The following is a 15,490-nucleotide window of genomic DNA, read 5'->3' on the forward strand; positions in this document are numbered from 1 at the left end:
AAAATTTACCTCTCTTTCCCTTTCCTTGGTTTTCGTTTCTGTTGTGGCTGCTGGTGGAGAATCTGATTCCGGTCTTTATTTCCCTGATTTCTCACCGGATCATTTCTATTCTCACGCCGCTCCGCTTCTTTCTTCCTTGCATTCTGTATTTCCCGAAGTTCCTTTCTGACCGATGGTTTCTCTGGTTTTTCCGGGGTAAATAACTTAGAAGTACCCTCTGCGGTTTTCTCTTGCTTCTTTGAGGTAGGCTCGGACAGACGGGATTTGGTCGTCTTTGCCAAAGAGGGGTTTTGCTCCTTACCCTCTTTCTTCACCGACTCTCCAAACAACTCGTCCATAAGCTGATCCTCCTTGGATTTCTGCGGATAATCTTTTTCCGGCTCTGCCTGTCCCTGTTTTTCTTGCTGAACCTGTACTTTTTCCGGCTTCTTTTCCTGCTTCTCTGATTTTCCGGCTTTTGCTTTTTCTGCACGTGTCCGCTCAATTTCCGTCTTAATCTTCGCTGCTTCTGTTACAGATGCAAACTGGAATCTATCTACGATACGGTTGATTCTTGGTGCATCTTCTTCCTTTACAATCACATCTACCAATCCGTCACTGCTTCCTCTTGGATTTCGGACTGCACAGTACAACACGCCATATCGTTTTGCTTCCTGAACAAATTGTTTCAGATCACTTTCTTTCACTGAAAATACCGTCAGTGGTCTACCTGATTTGACCAGTGTTTCAAGTCTTACTCTGCCTTTTGTCTTTTTCTTCTCTTTTAAGACTGCATACAGCATCACTGCCAGATGCTTCGCTCCTGTGCCACTGATCTTCAATGCTGCTTCACCGACTTCCAACGACATTCGTACCACCTGATCAGCGGCTTCGCCTGATGTGTTCATGGCTTTGTTCCTCCTTCTTCTCTTTTTCTTCCCGCACCATCTTAAATTTTTCTTCGATNCACTGATCTTCAATGCTGCTTCACCGACTTCCAACGACATTCGTACCACCTGATCAGCGGCTTCGCCTGATGTGTTCATGGCTTTGTTCCTCCTTCTTCTCTTTTTCTTCCCGCACCATCTTAAATTTTTCTTCGATTACCTTGGAACGTGCGGCGATTCCATCACAAAGTGCTGCCTCCTTTCTGAGCGTTCCAATTTTCTCTGTCAGAACTTTTATCTGCTCCTTCATTTCCTGTATTTCTTCTTCCGGTCTGTCTGCCCGAATCTTATAACGCAAGTGCTTCCGTTCCTCCGCACACTGCTCCATTTGTTTCTGTAAATGGTCCTTCAATGAAAAAAGCTGCTCCGCAGTATCAATGTGATAATGGCAAAGCAGCTTCGTTTCTTTAGAAACGGTATTCAGTTTTAATAAATCCTCCCGGAACAATACATGCACCTGTTTAGCAGATATTGACAGGCGATTCTTCGGTAGGATTCCTAAAAGATAACAGTAATGCAGATACAATCCCCGAAGTCCTCCGATTTTTCTTGTCTGCTTGAAGTTGCTGGATACCCGAATCCGGTAAGTCTTACGAACCGGAAGTTTCTTCTCGGCAGGTAATTCATTTTCTTCCAGAATCCGAACCCTGATTGCTTCCAGTGAATAATTCTCTCCAAAATTCCGCTTTAACTTCAGACCACGCTCCCGCCCTTTCGGACGAATGGTAATGTCTTTCCCGAACTTAAAAGAATATCCTTTTTCCCGCAAATAAAAAAAGAACTGTTTTTCAGTCCTCGCTTTTCGGATTGCTTCATCAACATCTGCTTTTACCATGCTGTGATAACTCGGCTTTCCTTCCTGTTCTGCCTGCCACTCGGCATAATGTTTTCCTTTCCCCTGTTCCGGCTGCCCGACAACCGATAACTGATATTCTTTACATAACCGGTCCGACACCATTCTCATATCCCGATAATCCTGATTTGTCCTGTGGTATCTTTTCCCGTCAAGGAATGAAACTGAGTTCACCACAAAATGATTGTGCAGATGATTCGTCTTATCCAAATGGGTTGCGATCAATACCTGATACCGACTGCCCCACAATTCTTCTGCCAGCTTCTTTCCAATCTCATGTGCCATTGCAGGTGTACACTCTCCCGGTGCAAAAGACTGGTATCCATGGAACGCTACAATCCCGCCTTCCTTTCCAAAACGCTTTTTGACTGCAATCATTTCTTCTCTGGCGGTTGTCGGTGCACAATTAAGTCCCGATACATACTGTTCCATCAGTTCTTCCGATTCTCCGACAACTTCCATTTCCACTGATTTAGATTGTCTCAGTCTGGTCTTTTCTGCATTCACCGCATAGGTAATCACATCATTAAGTCCTTGTAATTGCCCGGTTTCACTTTCTGAAATCAGTTCTTGGCTCGTCTGTTCTTTGGTCTTATCTGGATTTTCCGCATAATTGATTACTTTTCCAATCCAACCTTTGATGCTCCAGATTGATGTCACTGCCATGATTCGTTTTTCTCCGGAAGTATTACTGCTTCTGTAATCTTACGGACCGCTTCATTGAACTTCCACACTTCCTGATCGTAACGCTGCACATCTATCACATTTAACACATGTGCTTTCTGTGCAATCTGATTTAAGTTATTTCCAATCTTATGAAGTTCCCGCATCATGGAATAATAATCTGGTGGCGGTGCGTCTCTTGGAACAACACCGGAAATCAACTGTCTCAGGTAAGCTTCCCGGTTCAGTCCACTTTTCTTTACTTTCTTATCCAATACCTCTGCTTCTTTTTTGTTCAATCGAAAAAGGATTGCTACATTACGTTTTCTCAACGCTCCATCTCCTTTACTTTCTGTATAGAATCTGGTTCCTGGCGAATCTGGTGTTTTTCTTTATCGTAGCTGTAAACTCTGTCTGAGAGAACCTCCTGCCGTTCCACTTCATTTTTATTTACTTCCCGTACCATTTCACCAAGCATTTTCGGTTCCATCTCTCCATTATCCGGAACGATCAGAACTTCATGCACCGATGACGGCAAAACATAGAATCCTTCTGGGAAAAGCTGTTCCAGTTTATTTAAAACTTCTGGTTGCGTAATCATAGATGCTCCATATTGCTTTTCTACATTCGTAAGCGCATACAACATATCATGTGAACGAAGTCCAAATTCAACACTTTCATTTAAAAGATTCGTTGCATGTCCTTCTTCATTAAAAATACTCAACATCATTTCGTCCATTGACTGAAGAATCGGTGTATTTACAGGTTGGGTATTTGCTCTGGCCTGATGGAACATTTCTTTTGCATCCACATTCCACATCTTAAGATGTTCATTTTTCACCTTCATAGTCGCTTTTCCATCGTTAGACTCTACCGGAAAATCCACATAACAGATAGCCGACAGATCTTCGATATTTTCATGAGGCATTTCCTGTAACATTCGTTTGTTTGCCTGCGTGTTTACAAGCATCACTGCCAGATGTTCCTTCACTGAATCATAATCCATTGGGTTGATACCGTTGTGCACAAACGGAGCATTGCCTGCTTCTTCCATGCATTTTGCAATTTCATTCATCACTTTCTCAACAGGTTCACCCAAACGTATTTCATTAAAGAACGACCCTACATAAACAACTGGGCACACATTTTCTTCCTGTAGTCTTACCTGTACTCCTATCATCTGGACTCCATTATTTTTATTCATCTGCATTACCTGAAATTCTGCATTCTCATATTTTTCTGGGAGAAAATTCCTGATGTCCTTTGCTACACTTTCCGCAAACACTTTTTCTGCTATCATTTCTCTTGCAATCATTTCTTCTGTTCTCCCTTCTTCTTGTTCATTTTCTTTAAATATTCCTGATATCGTCTTTCTGCTTTCTTTTTGTCTTTCATTGATACTTCAACCTGCATCTTGTATCTCCTTTCTTTTTGTCTACTGAATCTTGTTAATCTGCAACAGGCACATCAACACTACTCCTATAATGCCACCTACTAATACTCCACAAATAAACTTCAACATTGTTACTTTCTCCTTTTTCATTTTCTGAGGGTTTCAGGGATTCTCCCTGACAAGCTGCCGCAGACTGCCAGACAGGAAACCTGTGTGGCAATCCAAAGGCGTTGCTTGCTGGTATTGTGTATTCTTCTGCACCCGTCTCACTGTTCCGGGTATCAGAAGATTTACTTGCCGAAAAAGCACTTGCTTTTTTTATTCTTTCAGTTCACAAATCCCGCAAGTTTCACACAAGTATTCACACTTTGTACATCGTACATTTTCATCAGTTGCCATACATTCTTCACTTGCCGGACAATACTTTTGACAACTTTCACACTGCTCCGTACAGCTTTCTTCTAACACTTTCTCAGCAATAATTCCAAGTAATTCACTCTGTTCTTTTTCCTCTTTCAACTGTGTTTCCAGAAAAATCTTCAACAGTTCTTCGCTGTCTACATCGTCTTCCATCGTCAAAATCAGCTCTTTCCTATACACGACCTTCAGTTCATATCTTGCAATTTTCATATCTTTTTTCACCTTCTATCTCTCATATTTTTCATGACCAGACATATTCTTTTTTGTGCGTTTTTCTCGCTTTGTAATTGCCAGATTTAACTTGATGCAGAGCAGATCGTTGTAATCTTTTCCTTGTTTTGGCGGTACATCTTTTACCTGATATTGCTTTGGAAGCACTGCAGAAATTGCTTTTGTGGCAAGTCTTCCAATACGGTCATTGTCCAAATGCAGAACGATTGTCTTCACCTCTGGATGCATTTTTAATGTCCTGGCCAACGCTGCAGGGACTTTACTTTTTTCAATTTCTTTTGCTGGCTGATAGACACCTGCCAGTGACAATAAATGTTCTCTCCTCCACTCTTTCCCGTCTAATTTCTGCAACGTCGCATAAGATAACAAATCAATGGCTGACTCAAACAGATGCACCGTATCATTGGATTTCTCTGCAAAAATGGAAAAAGAATAATTCTTATCGCTTCCATTTGCTTCTCCTATAAAGCTGGTTCCGATTCCTCTAAGAGCTGCATATTTCGGATTATCTTTCTCATCCATCCCTACAAACACCGCGTTGTGATGAAATGCGCTTTCATAAACTCTTCCAGACTCTAAACAAAACTGAATGATTTCCTTATCAATCCCACGGCCTGAAAGATACGCAATCACTTTCTGATCATCTTGATTTTTCTTTGGCAACAGTAACTGTTTCTCCATCGGAACATTCTCAGATACAGAAAGAGGCGGCTGAATATTTGCCTGTTCTGCAAGCAATTCAACCGCCTCTAAAAAACTGTATCCTCTTACTTTAATCAGATAATCCAGTGCTGATCTGCCACCGGTTCTCTGACTCCACCACATCCATTTTCCATTTGATATTTTCAAACTATCGTGTGTTCTGGTTGTGTAGGTGTTACCAGAAAAGTGAACCAATTCGTATGGTTCATAATTTTTCAGATATGTGAGCAAGTCCATCCGCTTGACCTCCCGCACGACCGATGGTGGTATATATGGCATAATTTTCATCTCCTTTCTTGCCTTAGATTGATATTATTGGGGATAATATCCGGGCATGAAAATAGCCAGATGATTCCTTGAGTTGGAACCAACTGGCTATGTATAAATGATCTATTTTAATTTTTCAGTTCTTCTAATGCTTCTAAAATATCATCTAAATTAAAAGAATACACCCACTTCGCACCTATTCCATATGCCTCATCTGGTACTGAATATGAGCTGTCTAATCTGACAACTACTAAACCATTGCCTTTCTCATTGTTTTTATCAATTTCATATGCTTGCCAATTTTTATATCCTATTTTCTTCGCTATCTGAATGCTCATCATTAGAATGTTCTCCTATAATAGCTATCATATAATTTGCCTGGCCGATTTTCGTACTTAAAACCTGCTTTATTTTTGAAATAGATTCACTCTGAATCTCACTCGGAGTACAATCATTTATTGAAAAATCTATATTTTCATTTTCATTCCAAGCTTCCAACAAATTATAATAATGCCTATCGTTTTCATAATCAAATGAACAACATACTTTTTTCTTTGCCATTATCGTCTAAACCTCCTCAAGAATTTTTCTCAAAATATTTGTAGCCCGTTCTACAAGCGGTATATGTTTCTTGCAAAATTTTGTTATTTTAGAATGTATTTCAAAGAAATAAAACCATACAATAATAAAAATTGCCACAAATAAAATACTATCACTCACCAACGCTATAGATTTGTTTTTTGAAATTTTCCACTCTGTATATATTTTCACTATATTAATTGCCAAAAAGAATATCGGCATTAACATCTTATAAAACAAATCAATGAAATTAAGAACCATTGGATAATTTTTTTGATAATTTTTCCCCTCTCGTTCAAATACTCCCAATTCATTAGCAATATGCTTTTCCAACTTCTCCATATACTTATATTGCCGTTCTATATACAACATATCTTGTATATACCGAATCATCACATAAGTAATTATTAGCCATAGCAATGTCTGTATAAGTGTATTACTTAATTGTACAGTCATATTTAATTTTTGATGTATTCCTTCCTGAATAAGTTCATAAGTTTTTTCAGGTTCTACTAAAAATAAAAATGACGTTGCCTCTAATACACATAAAATTACAAAATTTTTATTTCTCCTACTTTGCGCTTGCCTACTTAATTCACACGTCTCTTTATAATGATCATATGAAATTTCTAACGAATCCATATTACCATCCTCTTATCGCTTTAACGATTTCATCATGAGTAAAGCTATAAACTCTTGTAGCACCACAATTTTTTAGTTCCTCTGGATATTCATATAATGAATTTAATTGCACAGCAATAAGTTTTTTTCCTAACTCCTTGGCTTTAGCAATTTCAAAATTCTGCCAATTACGATATCCAATCAACTCCCTATCCTTATGTAATTTATTTGCTTCTTTACCAACAATTACAATTACATGAGTCGCTTCATTAATCTTTCTAGAAAGAACTCTTTTAACCGTTGGAATATTCCAGCTTTGAATTTCACTTGGCGATTTGTCATTACATGTAAATTCAAAGCTTGAGTTTGCATTCCACATATTTAAAGTATACTTATAATTCCTATCCTTTTCAAAATCAAATGATACAAATATTTGTGGTTTTGACATAATTCATCGTCCTTTCATTTTTATATTATATTTGTATTATAATGTCTTTTTTGTACTTTTTCAATATATTAGAACGAATGTTCTTTTTATTTTCCATCATCCTTCCGAATCTCATCAATAATCCGACCTATATTACACGTAATCTGTCCTTTACACTGATGAATATCCTCATTGATTTTCTTTTCCTGCACAATAGCAATCTCTATATTCTTTGCCAGTTCTCCAATCGCTGAATTCTTCTTTGGATTGATTCCTGTTCTAGCAAGTAACAATTTATAGATAAATGTCTGATGTCCATCTTTTTCATTCTGGATAATCTGTTCAACATTCGGCCCAATATCATCTTCATATGAATTTTCATAATGTAACAGCAGGAACAATTCAAATGCTGGATTGCTGACCGCTAATATATTATTCTTTTCACCTTCTGCTACCAATTCATCATAATCAAGTACTTTCTCTTCAAAAATATCTCCATCAAATACAACAATCATCTTATCCCGTTCTTTATCAAATGCTATTTCCGGATTTTCTTTTTGATTTTCTGCAAACTCAATCAAACGTCTTGGAAATGAAATGTCCCTGTCTCCCTCTGTTTTTTCAAGTAACCGGATATCGATCAATGGATGAATATTTAACTCTTTTCGGATATCAATTAACTTTTTGAAATACCATGTTTCAGTATTTGCACCCTCACATATGAAAAAGTACTTACGATAAGGCTCAATCTGTTCTTCTTCATCTGTAGTTCTACTATTCCAATTCGTATAACTTCTTACTGGAGCCAAGGCTACTCCTCCTCTCTAAAGTCAAATGTTGAAAATACTGGTATCGCACCATACCTGCCTTCCAGATATGCCTTGCTCAACACTTTATCGTATCTCTCCTTGAAACGATCTAAGGAATAAATAGAGCTTGCATTTTCTGCGTTACGTTCTACAAACCAGATTTCATCCCTTCTAAAAATAGCCTGATCCATAATAGATGATTCATGTGTAGTGAACAATAGCTGCATACGCTGCTCATCATGTAACTGCATAAACAATTGCAAAAATCGTTCTGTCAATTTCGGATGTAAGCTTCTCTCCAATTCATCCACAACATAAAGAACATCTTCTCGTTTATTCAACAGCATATCCATCAAATCGAATAATCTTCTTGTTCCATCAGACTCTTCATCAAAACCGAACTCATAAAATGACTTATTATGATGCAATCGGATTGTTGTGACCTTCGGTTCAGAATGTCCTTCAACTTCGATATTAAAGAAAGTTTCCTTCGACCTCATTGTCATTCTGAATGATGGTTCTTCCTGCTCTTCCATTCTATTTTTTACATGCTGCATCATCTTATCAAATACTGATTTCGGCAGTGCATTTGATAACTCATCCAATGTAATTTCTTCAATTTTTACCTGGCTGATACCCGTATCAAATGTTTTGATCAATTTGTTAATCAGCTTCAGCGAATTATCATCATAATAATATTCCAAATCAATCAATGGCGTATCCGGTGTGATAATCGAAATATGATTCTGAATCCAATCATATACATCCCGGAAGAACAATAATTTAGATCGTGTGCTATATTTTTTTCCACGATTCATTTCTGTCAGGAACAAAGATGTTTCATTTCCTTCAAAATCATCTGCATAGGTTTCAAATTTATTTTTTTCTGTGTTTATCAGCGTAATACCATCATTTAACACCGGACGTTTACTTCCTTCTCGTTCAAAGAGACATTTTGCTGAACCATTCTGATATAGTTCATATAACCATTCTCCGGTTACTTTTCGTCTGCTTAAAACTGCCGAAAAACCATAGGCATAAAATTTGTCACCTACAGTAATCTGAATTTCAAAACTACTTTCTCGTTCCTTATTCTCCTGCCGATTCTTACAAAACATCTGTGTAGCTTCTATCGGAATACCATTGCAGACACTATCTTTAAAAAATTTAAAGAACAATGCCAAATTGGTCTTTCCAGATGCATTTGCTCCATAAACTACTGCATATTTTAATAACTGGGTACTTTTTATCTTTAACCTGTGATTTGCATTTGTTCGTATTTTATTTGAGGAAATCATTGTCAGCTCTGCTGCTTTATCAAAAGATTTAAAATTTTCAACACTTACTTTTACTAACATTCTTATACACCTCCACCTTTATTATATGTTTTACTCTTCTCTCAGTCAATGTAAATTCTCTTATTTAGAGATTTTTTCGTTATATATTGTTTCTTTTTCTATTTTTAACAATTTTATTTTGAGTTATGCATATAATATCAATGTATAAGTCAGCTTTTTGTAGCGACACTATTTTACTAATGCCGCTACATGAAATATTACAATAAATAAAAACTTCTAATTCTTTTTTCTTCTATCTTTCCCAATCCATCCTTCCTGTCACATTCAACATCTTTTCTTCTCGGAAGCTGAGCATCTTTCCATTAGTTCCACCGACAATGATATGATCCAGCAATTCTATCCCCAGTAGCTGTCCGCACTTCTGCAGCTTTCTCGTAACAATCATATCCTCTTTTGACGGTTTCACATTGCCACTGGGATGATTATGAAGTCCAATGATTGCAGAAGCATTTGCCAGAATACTGCTCTTAAAAACTTCTCTGGGAATTACCAAAGATGCATTGATTGTTCCAACACTGACCAGATTCATATTGATTACCTGTCCATTATTTTTCATATTCAGGATACAAAATACTTCTCTGTCATATTGGGATAACTCCTTCGCCATCAATTCTACAACAGCCTGTGGACTATCCAATATCTGCTCACTATAAAGAGATGGTTCTCTTACCAGACGGATATTCACAACTTCCAATTCATTCTCCATTGTTCTGATCTCCTTTTGGAAATTCTACAACCAGAAGGACATTACTATCTGAAGATTCCACATATGATTTCAATTGTGATAATGTCATTTCCAAATATTTAGGTTGTTCCACCATAATCTGCTCCTTTCGTTTCTTCCCTTGCTTCTGTTTTTCCTGACAAATAGCTTATCACTTTGTTTGTCTTAATTCTTTTCTGTAACTCACTGATAATACACAAATCTGCTACATTCACTCCCGGCAAAGCAAACATCTCATCCATCGTCATATTGACAATCTCTTTTTCCGTTCCATACCCAGCATCAAATAAACGCTGTAATACTTTTACTGCTTTCTGATTTTTTCCCATTTCATCATCAAAGGGCAGTTTATCGCCGCCCTTTGTTTTACTCCTCCTCTTCTTTCTTTTCTTCAATTCCTAATCGCTTAACCTGTTTCTTTTTATTCCAGATACGAACTCCGGTGATTCCGGCTGCTGACAATACCAGAATGGCTATCCATAAAGCTACATTTTCCGTATCTCCTGTTTTCGGAGGGTTACTGGTCTTTGTAGTAGTACCCGGTGTCTCTGGGGTTGGTGTTTCCGGTACTTCTTTGATGGTTACAGTCTGACCTTCATCGTTGATGTCCTTATGCTCTGTTACCTTTTTCGGTTCTTCCGGATTTGTCATATCATACAGTTCTTCAAAGGTTACAAGCTGCTTTCCTCCAAGAGTGCTGCCATCGAAAGTAAACTCAATCTGCACTTCCATGTTTTCCTTGTCCGCTGTAAATTCATAATCATTGGTAACTTCTTTGCCATCAATGAGCAGCTTTGCATTTTCTTCCTTAATCATCTGCCAACCGGACAACTTATAGTTCGTACCAATTTCCAATCCCTCTAAAGTAACCGTATCCACAATCGTCAGATCTTTTCCGGCTTCCACCTCTTTCTTACCGTTCTTATCCGTTGCTGTGGTATGAATCGAAATCTTTCGCTCCGTAATCAGGACTGTCTGACCTTCATCATCAATATCCTTATGCTCTACAACTTTTACAGGTTCTTCCGGATTCTTCAGATCATATAATTCTTCAAATGTAACCAGATTCTGTCCGCCAAGTTCTGATGCATCAAACGTATAAGAAATCTCTACTTTCATTTTCTCGCTGTCAGCAACAAAAGTGTAATCACTCTCCACACGCTTTCCATCAATGAGCAGTTCTGCATTTTCATCTTTCAGCATCTGCCAGCCTTTTAACTGATACTTTCTGCCTTCTTCCAGACCGTCCAGAGTAACTGTATCCACAATCGTTACTTGCTTTCCTGCAACAATTACTTTTTCGCCTGTTTTCTTGTCTGTTGCAGTTGTATGAATAGTAATCTCTTTTTCATACTCATCAGTCAGTGTTCCAAGGTCGATAGTTACTTTATTTCTGCTCACAGCAACTTCAAATGCAGGGATCAGCTTCATGCCTTTGTTGGATTCACAAGATAACTCCTCAATCTCATAAGTGTCATAAAGTAATGCACCTTTGCTGTCGTCCGGCTCAGAAGTTCCGAACCAGATACCGTCCTCACTGGACTTTCCGTCATTTGTATTTTTCTTATGGGATGCCCAATCGGAAGCGGTTGAAAACTGACCATTTTTATCTGTCACTACGATATGGCTCTCTCCGGTTGTTTTGCTTGTAATCTTAAAAGGAACATTTACCAGTCTCTTATGTGTGCTAGCTCCAATCTTGACTCCTTCCAGATCTCCACGTTTAATCTGGTTGTAAATGGAATGGCTTTCGTCTGTTAAATCTACGATTTTTCCATTTTCCGCAATCGAAAATTCAATCGCTTTTGCCCCATCAGTCAAATAACCTTCCGGTGCTTTTGTTTCCTCCAGTTTGTATTTACCATATGGAAGTAAATCTGTTGATGTTGTTGCAATACCATCAATCCCTGTCTGAATCATCTTAACTGTCTCATTCCTTTTGTACAGCTTTCCTTCTACCAGAATCGGATTCTCGTTCAGAGAAATAATTGCAAATGCTGCATCTTTTAATGTGGCACTTCCCTGTGCTTTGGTATCTTTTGTCTCTAAATCACGTTTTTGAATCTTCACACCACCTCGGATTACCTGGTCAGATACGGAATACTGGTTGCTTCCGGAAAGAACTGCAAGTTCTCCGTCCTCTGTGATCTGTGTCAGATACATTCCTTTTATCTGTTCTGTACTGTCTCCTGCCTGCATATAAGCTCCATCCAGTAAATATCCGTCTGGTGCTTTTATCTCCTCAACAGTCAGTGTTCCAAGTGGTAATACGCTTTTTTCATTCTGAGTGTAAAATGCATCTCCCGATACTTTGTAAGCATCTGACAGTTTTGTCACATAATGAATACTTCCGTCACTGCTCTTTTCTGCCACCGTTTTTGTAACCCAGGTACGTGTTGCTTTCTCTGGTAAGTTATCTTTTGTATAAAATCCGTCATAATAATGCCAGGTAAACTCTGCTCCTGACAGTGCTGCATCACCCTGTGCGGTTGCTTTTCCTGTCTCCATATCAATCTTGAACAGATCTACCAATGTCTCTGTTACTTTCGGAACATCGGAAACATTTAATACGGCTGTCTTTCCGGCTTCAACTTTCAGACTGCGTACTGTCGTATCCAGCTTATATCCTTTCGGTGCAGAAAGCTCTTTGATATAAACAGTCCCTGCAGTCACTTCAACTTCATTTGTCTCACCATTCTCATTTGTTGTAAGTGTTCCAATCTGATTACTGTAATTCTGGTCTGAGAATATGCCAAAAGTTGCTCCTGCAATGGAATACATTGCATTTGCTTTTGTGATACTTTCATTTGCTGTAATCTTTTTTACCTTCGCATTTCCGACATTCAGTTCTGCCCAAAACTGTCCGAGATCCTGTCCCTCTCCAGTATAGATATATCCGCCACATTTATAACGACCTTTGTTTGCCTGTACAAATGCTCTCGCTCCTGCATACACTTCATTCTGAATATCCTGTGAAATCTCAGAATATGCAGCTCGGACATTATCACACTTCCAGCCCAACTGTTCACTGAGTCTCTGCCATACTACACACTGTTCCAGCAGATATCCCTGATTCACATTCAGGTTACTGTGACTGCCCCTATACTGCTTTACATATTCCAGTGACAATGCCACATCTTCGATCTGTGCAGCACTCATGCTGGCACTTGCATCGTGTCTGGTTTTATATCCATTTTTAAATCCGGTGTTAATATCTACACAATAGGCTGTTTCGCCCTCTACTTTCATGTGACCTTCATTGAATGTCGAATGAATGGTTCCATCATTCATCACATGTTCAATATATCCGACTCTCTCTGAGGACTCTGTCCAATACTGTGTTTCTGCTGCATGAACCGATGTAGTCGGTAATGCAGTTAAAATCGTGGTCAGGGCAAGAATCCCTGTACACACTCGTTTCCATATCTTCTTCATTTTCTACAATTCCTTTCTTTTCAATCAAAAAAGACGTCCGTCTGGAACGCCTGCCGTTGCTTTATGCTGTTTGCTCCCTGCTGTCATGCAGGGTATGGGAATCTCTGACCTGCCGAAAGAGAAGAGGTTCCCGGCTCCTTATTGTCTTTTCGGCTGGTAATCTGCTGGTAAACAAAAGGGGTAGGGTGTGGGGAGGGGAAACACAAAAAGACTGATTTCTCATTGACCGCCAACGGATAGACTTCTCCCTTGGTGTCAAAATGCCTATCGTTCCCTGCTTTTTTCCCGTTTCCGGTATAATTCCAGTGCTTTGATAATGGTTTCTTCCATTTTCTGCTGTGAAGTTCCCGATGGAAAATATTTTTTCAGTCGATTCTTTGGAATTTTCCATTTCTCTACCTGGTTCGGCTTTTCCTCTGCCATAATCGACAATAAAACATCTTCATTTAACCTTCCTTCTGCTGAAAATTTACGGATTTTAATTGCCTGTGCATGACTTGGGGTACAAGCCTCCGACTCCATGGTGTCGTACAATATCTCCTGTTCCTCCTTCGTCAAATAGGACAGCTCCACCGCCGGACGCATAGAAATCTTTTTGTCATCGACCATTTCTAGGATTTCCGGGATAAGCTCCGTAAGGCGGATATAGCGGCGGATTTGGTCTTGACTTTCTCCAACTTGTTCACCTAATATTTCTCTTGAAGTCTTTCCACGAAATTCCTGTGCCACTGGCACAGAATTTTTTCTTGAACGTCCAGCTTGTCTCTTCATAGCCTCTAGCTTCATCTTATATGCAAATGCCTTTTCGGATGGTAAGATTTCTTCTCGCTGAAGATTGCTGTCAACCATGACAATGACTGCTTGGTCATCGCTAAGATTTCTTACAATGCATGGCATTGTCTCTTTTCCAACCAGTTCACTTGCCATTTTTCTGCGGTGTCCAGAAATCATTTCATACCCGCCTGTTGGCTTTTCCCTGACAAGTGCTGGGACTAATACGCCATGGTCACGCACGCTTTCGATAGTTTCCAACATCTTATCATCCATTTTTACCTTAAACGGATGATTCGGGAAATCTGTAATTTCATAAATCGAAATATCTTTTACATATTCCTGATTCTTCTGGTCTCTTTCTTCCTGCGTCGTAAAAAGGTCATCTACTGAAGGAAGATTCATGTTTATTTCTCTGCTTTTCGCCACATCGAATCACCTCCCTCGTAAATTCTGCATACGCCTTTGCAACAGTTCCATTCTTGTCATACTCATAAATGCTTTTTCCTGCTGCACTGCTTTCTGCTGCTGTGATAGCCACTGGAATAACGGTTTTGAAAATCCGAATATGCTTTCCGTAATTCTCCCTAAGGCTATCCTCTGTTGTCTTTGCAAGTTTTGTCCGCATATCTGCAAGTGTCAGCAATACTCCATCAATCTTCAAATTAGGATTTAGCTGTCTTTGCACCTTACCAATTGTTTTCATTAACTGTGTCATGCCTTTTAGTGGAAGATAATGAGCCTGCACCGGAACAATTACACTGTCTGCTGCAGCTAATGCATTGATGGTCAACATTCCCAGACTAGGCATACAATCAATCAGGATATAATCATAATCCTTTTTCAAATCTGCCAGATACAGCTTTAAAGTCTGCTCTCTGCTCATGGCATTTACCAGTGAGATTTCCATACCCGATAACTCAATGTTGGTCGGAATAATGTCTACTCCTTCTTCATGGTGTAAAATACCTTCATTATACACAAACGGTTCGTCTTGTAATATTTTCTTCATTTGCGTATCCAATGTAATCGGAAGATTATCTGCATCAGTCCACCCTAATGCGGTTGTTAAGTCTCCCTGTGGATCAGCATCGACCAATAATACTTTTCGCCCCTGATGTGCAAGACCAATTCCCAGATTTAATGTCGTTGTGGTCTTGGCTGTCCCTCCCTTCTGATTTGCAAGGGCGATTACTTTACACTTGGTCATATGGTTTCCTCCTTCCTCGAAAAATTTAATAGCCAATCCCTTTTACGGAATGGGCTATGTATAAAAATGAGCATGAAAAAAGCCGACTGACTCTTAATTGA

Annotated in this window: 19 protein-coding genes; all 19 read right to left on the reverse strand. The window is 38.9% G+C overall.

The features are described 5' to 3' along the window. Positions 1-5: 5 nt before the first annotated feature. Complete coding sequence (locus tag C7E02_RS07200; protein WP_330406748.1) at positions 6-1,025, reverse strand: DUF3801 domain-containing protein; 1,020 nt, start codon at positions 1,023-1,025, stop codon at positions 6-8. Then, on the reverse strand, positions 1,000-2,445 hold the full coding sequence (locus C7E02_RS07205; RefSeq protein WP_105309192.1) for a relaxase/mobilization nuclease domain-containing protein: 1,446 nt from the start codon (positions 2,443-2,445) through the stop codon (positions 1,000-1,002). The genes C7E02_RS07200 and C7E02_RS07205 overlap by 26 nt, the downstream gene beginning before the upstream one ends. Continuing rightward, positions 2,436-2,774: a plasmid mobilization protein gene (locus C7E02_RS07210; RefSeq protein ID WP_021740716.1), complete on the reverse strand. Its 339-nt coding sequence runs from the start codon at positions 2,772-2,774 to the stop codon at positions 2,436-2,438. The genes C7E02_RS07205 and C7E02_RS07210 overlap by 10 nt, the downstream gene beginning before the upstream one ends. Further along, positions 2,771-3,757, reverse strand: a complete 987-nt coding sequence (locus tag C7E02_RS07215; protein WP_105309193.1) for a DUF5688 family protein — start codon at positions 3,755-3,757, stop codon at positions 2,771-2,773. Before C7E02_RS07215 ends, C7E02_RS07210 begins: the two co-directional genes overlap by 4 nt. 120 nt (positions 3,758-3,877) lie before the next feature. Further along, entirely contained in the window at positions 3,878-3,985 is a 108-nt protein-coding gene (locus C7E02_RS07220) for a DUF3789 domain-containing protein (protein WP_006426179.1), read from the reverse strand. A 168-nt stretch (positions 3,986-4,153) separates the two neighbouring features. After that, positions 4,154-4,465, reverse strand: coding sequence for a hypothetical protein (locus C7E02_RS07225; protein WP_105309814.1), 312 nt, complete (start codon positions 4,463-4,465; stop codon positions 4,154-4,156). 15 nt (positions 4,466-4,480) lie between these two features. Further along, complete coding sequence (locus tag C7E02_RS07230; protein WP_105309194.1) at positions 4,481-5,467, reverse strand: DUF3991 and TOPRIM domain-containing protein; 987 nt, start codon at positions 5,465-5,467, stop codon at positions 4,481-4,483. A 116-nt stretch (positions 5,468-5,583) separates the two neighbouring features. Next, entirely contained in the window at positions 5,584-5,796 is a 213-nt protein-coding gene (locus C7E02_RS19675; protein ID WP_242978769.1) for a hypothetical protein, read from the reverse strand. Continuing rightward, on the reverse strand, positions 5,759-6,016 hold the full coding sequence (locus C7E02_RS19680) for a TIR domain-containing protein (RefSeq protein ID WP_242978770.1): 258 nt from the start codon (positions 6,014-6,016) through the stop codon (positions 5,759-5,761). The genes C7E02_RS19675 and C7E02_RS19680 overlap by 38 nt, the downstream gene beginning before the upstream one ends. A 6-nt stretch (positions 6,017-6,022) precedes the next feature. After that, positions 6,023-6,676 (reverse strand): hypothetical protein, encoded by a 654-nt coding sequence (locus C7E02_RS07240; RefSeq protein WP_105309195.1) that lies wholly within the window; start codon positions 6,674-6,676, stop codon positions 6,023-6,025. 1 nt (position 6,677) lies between these two features. Beyond that, positions 6,678-7,103, reverse strand: a complete 426-nt coding sequence (locus C7E02_RS07245; protein WP_105309196.1) for a TIR domain-containing protein — start codon at positions 7,101-7,103, stop codon at positions 6,678-6,680. Positions 7,104-7,189: 86 nt separating this feature from the next. Beyond that, positions 7,190-7,891, reverse strand: coding sequence for an RloB family protein (locus C7E02_RS07250; RefSeq protein WP_105309197.1), 702 nt, complete (start codon positions 7,889-7,891; stop codon positions 7,190-7,192). A gap of 2 nt (positions 7,892-7,893) precedes the next feature. Beyond that, positions 7,894-9,249, reverse strand: a complete 1,356-nt coding sequence (locus C7E02_RS07255) for an AAA family ATPase (RefSeq protein ID WP_105309198.1) — start codon at positions 9,247-9,249, stop codon at positions 7,894-7,896. Between the two features lie 232 nt (positions 9,250-9,481). Next, positions 9,482-9,955: a JAB domain-containing protein gene (locus C7E02_RS07260; RefSeq protein WP_021740723.1), complete on the reverse strand. Its 474-nt coding sequence runs from the start codon at positions 9,953-9,955 to the stop codon at positions 9,482-9,484. Continuing rightward, positions 9,945-10,070, reverse strand: coding sequence for a hypothetical protein (locus tag C7E02_RS20065; protein ID WP_278336545.1), 126 nt, complete (start codon positions 10,068-10,070; stop codon positions 9,945-9,947). The genes C7E02_RS07260 and C7E02_RS20065 overlap by 11 nt, the downstream gene beginning before the upstream one ends. Then, complete coding sequence (locus C7E02_RS07265) at positions 10,054-10,368, reverse strand: hypothetical protein (RefSeq protein ID WP_105309199.1); 315 nt, start codon at positions 10,366-10,368, stop codon at positions 10,054-10,056. Before C7E02_RS07265 ends, C7E02_RS20065 begins: the two co-directional genes overlap by 17 nt. Further along, positions 10,340-13,408 (reverse strand): VaFE repeat-containing surface-anchored protein, encoded by a 3,069-nt coding sequence (locus C7E02_RS07270; RefSeq protein ID WP_105309200.1) that lies wholly within the window; start codon positions 13,406-13,408, stop codon positions 10,340-10,342. Before C7E02_RS07270 ends, C7E02_RS07265 begins: the two co-directional genes overlap by 29 nt. A 264-nt stretch (positions 13,409-13,672) precedes the next feature. Continuing rightward, positions 13,673-14,584 carry a ParB/RepB/Spo0J family partition protein gene (locus tag C7E02_RS07275; protein ID WP_330406796.1) on the reverse strand — a complete coding sequence of 304 codons (912 nt, stop codon included), beginning with the start codon at positions 14,582-14,584 and terminating at the stop codon, positions 13,673-13,675. Beyond that, on the reverse strand, positions 14,562-15,389 hold the full coding sequence (locus C7E02_RS07280) for a ParA family protein (RefSeq protein ID WP_105309202.1): 828 nt from the start codon (positions 15,387-15,389) through the stop codon (positions 14,562-14,564). Before C7E02_RS07280 ends, C7E02_RS07275 begins: the two co-directional genes overlap by 23 nt. Positions 15,390-15,490 lie beyond the last annotated feature (101 nt).

Origin of the sequence: Dorea sp. Marseille-P4042, assembly GCF_900290215.1 — a bacterium.
GTDB lineage: Bacteria > Bacillota > Clostridia > Lachnospirales > Lachnospiraceae > Dorea > Dorea formicigenerans.

Bases quoted from the DNA above. Each gene is read 5' to 3' on its own strand.
- C7E02_RS07205 (WP_105309192.1), bottom strand. From the start codon at position 2,445: ATGGCAGTGACATCAATCTGGAGCATCAAAGGTTGGATTGGAAAAGTA.
- C7E02_RS07215 (WP_105309193.1), bottom strand. From the start codon at position 3,757: ATGATTGCAAGAGAAATGATAGCAGAAAAAGTGTTTGCGGAAAGTGTA.
- C7E02_RS07220 (WP_006426179.1), bottom strand. From the start codon at position 3,985: ATGAAAAAGGAGAAAGTAACAATGTTGAAGTTTATTTGTGGAGTATTA.
- C7E02_RS07225 (WP_105309814.1), bottom strand. From the start codon at position 4,465: ATGAAAATTGCAAGATATGAACTGAAGGTCGTGTATAGGAAAGAGCTG.
- C7E02_RS07230 (WP_105309194.1), bottom strand. From the start codon at position 5,467: ATGCCATATATACCACCATCGGTCGTGCGGGAGGTCAAGCGGATGGAC.
- C7E02_RS19675 (WP_242978769.1), bottom strand. From the start codon at position 5,796: ATGATGAGCATTCAGATAGCGAAGAAAATAGGATATAAAAATTGGCAA.
- C7E02_RS19680 (WP_242978770.1), bottom strand. From the start codon at position 6,016: ATGGCAAAGAAAAAAGTATGTTGTTCATTTGATTATGAAAACGATAGG.
- C7E02_RS07240 (WP_105309195.1), bottom strand. From the start codon at position 6,676: ATGGATTCGTTAGAAATTTCATATGATCATTATAAAGAGACGTGTGAA.
- C7E02_RS07245 (WP_105309196.1), bottom strand. From the start codon at position 7,103: ATGTCAAAACCACAAATATTTGTATCATTTGATTTTGAAAAGGATAGG.
- C7E02_RS07255 (WP_105309198.1), bottom strand. From the start codon at position 9,249: ATGTTAGTAAAAGTAAGTGTTGAAAATTTTAAATCTTTTGATAAAGCA.
- C7E02_RS07260 (WP_021740723.1), bottom strand. From the start codon at position 9,955: ATGGAGAATGAATTGGAAGTTGTGAATATCCGTCTGGTAAGAGAACCA.
- C7E02_RS20065 (WP_278336545.1), bottom strand. From the start codon at position 10,070: ATGGTGGAACAACCTAAATATTTGGAAATGACATTATCACAATTGAAA.
- C7E02_RS07270 (WP_105309200.1), bottom strand. From the start codon at position 13,408: ATGAAGAAGATATGGAAACGAGTGTGTACAGGGATTCTTGCCCTGACC.
- C7E02_RS07275 (WP_330406796.1), bottom strand. From the start codon at position 14,584: ATGAATCTTCCTTCAGTAGATGACCTTTTTACGACGCAGGAAGAAAGA.
- C7E02_RS07280 (WP_105309202.1), bottom strand. From the start codon at position 15,389: ATGACCAAGTGTAAAGTAATCGCCCTTGCAAATCAGAAGGGAGGGACA.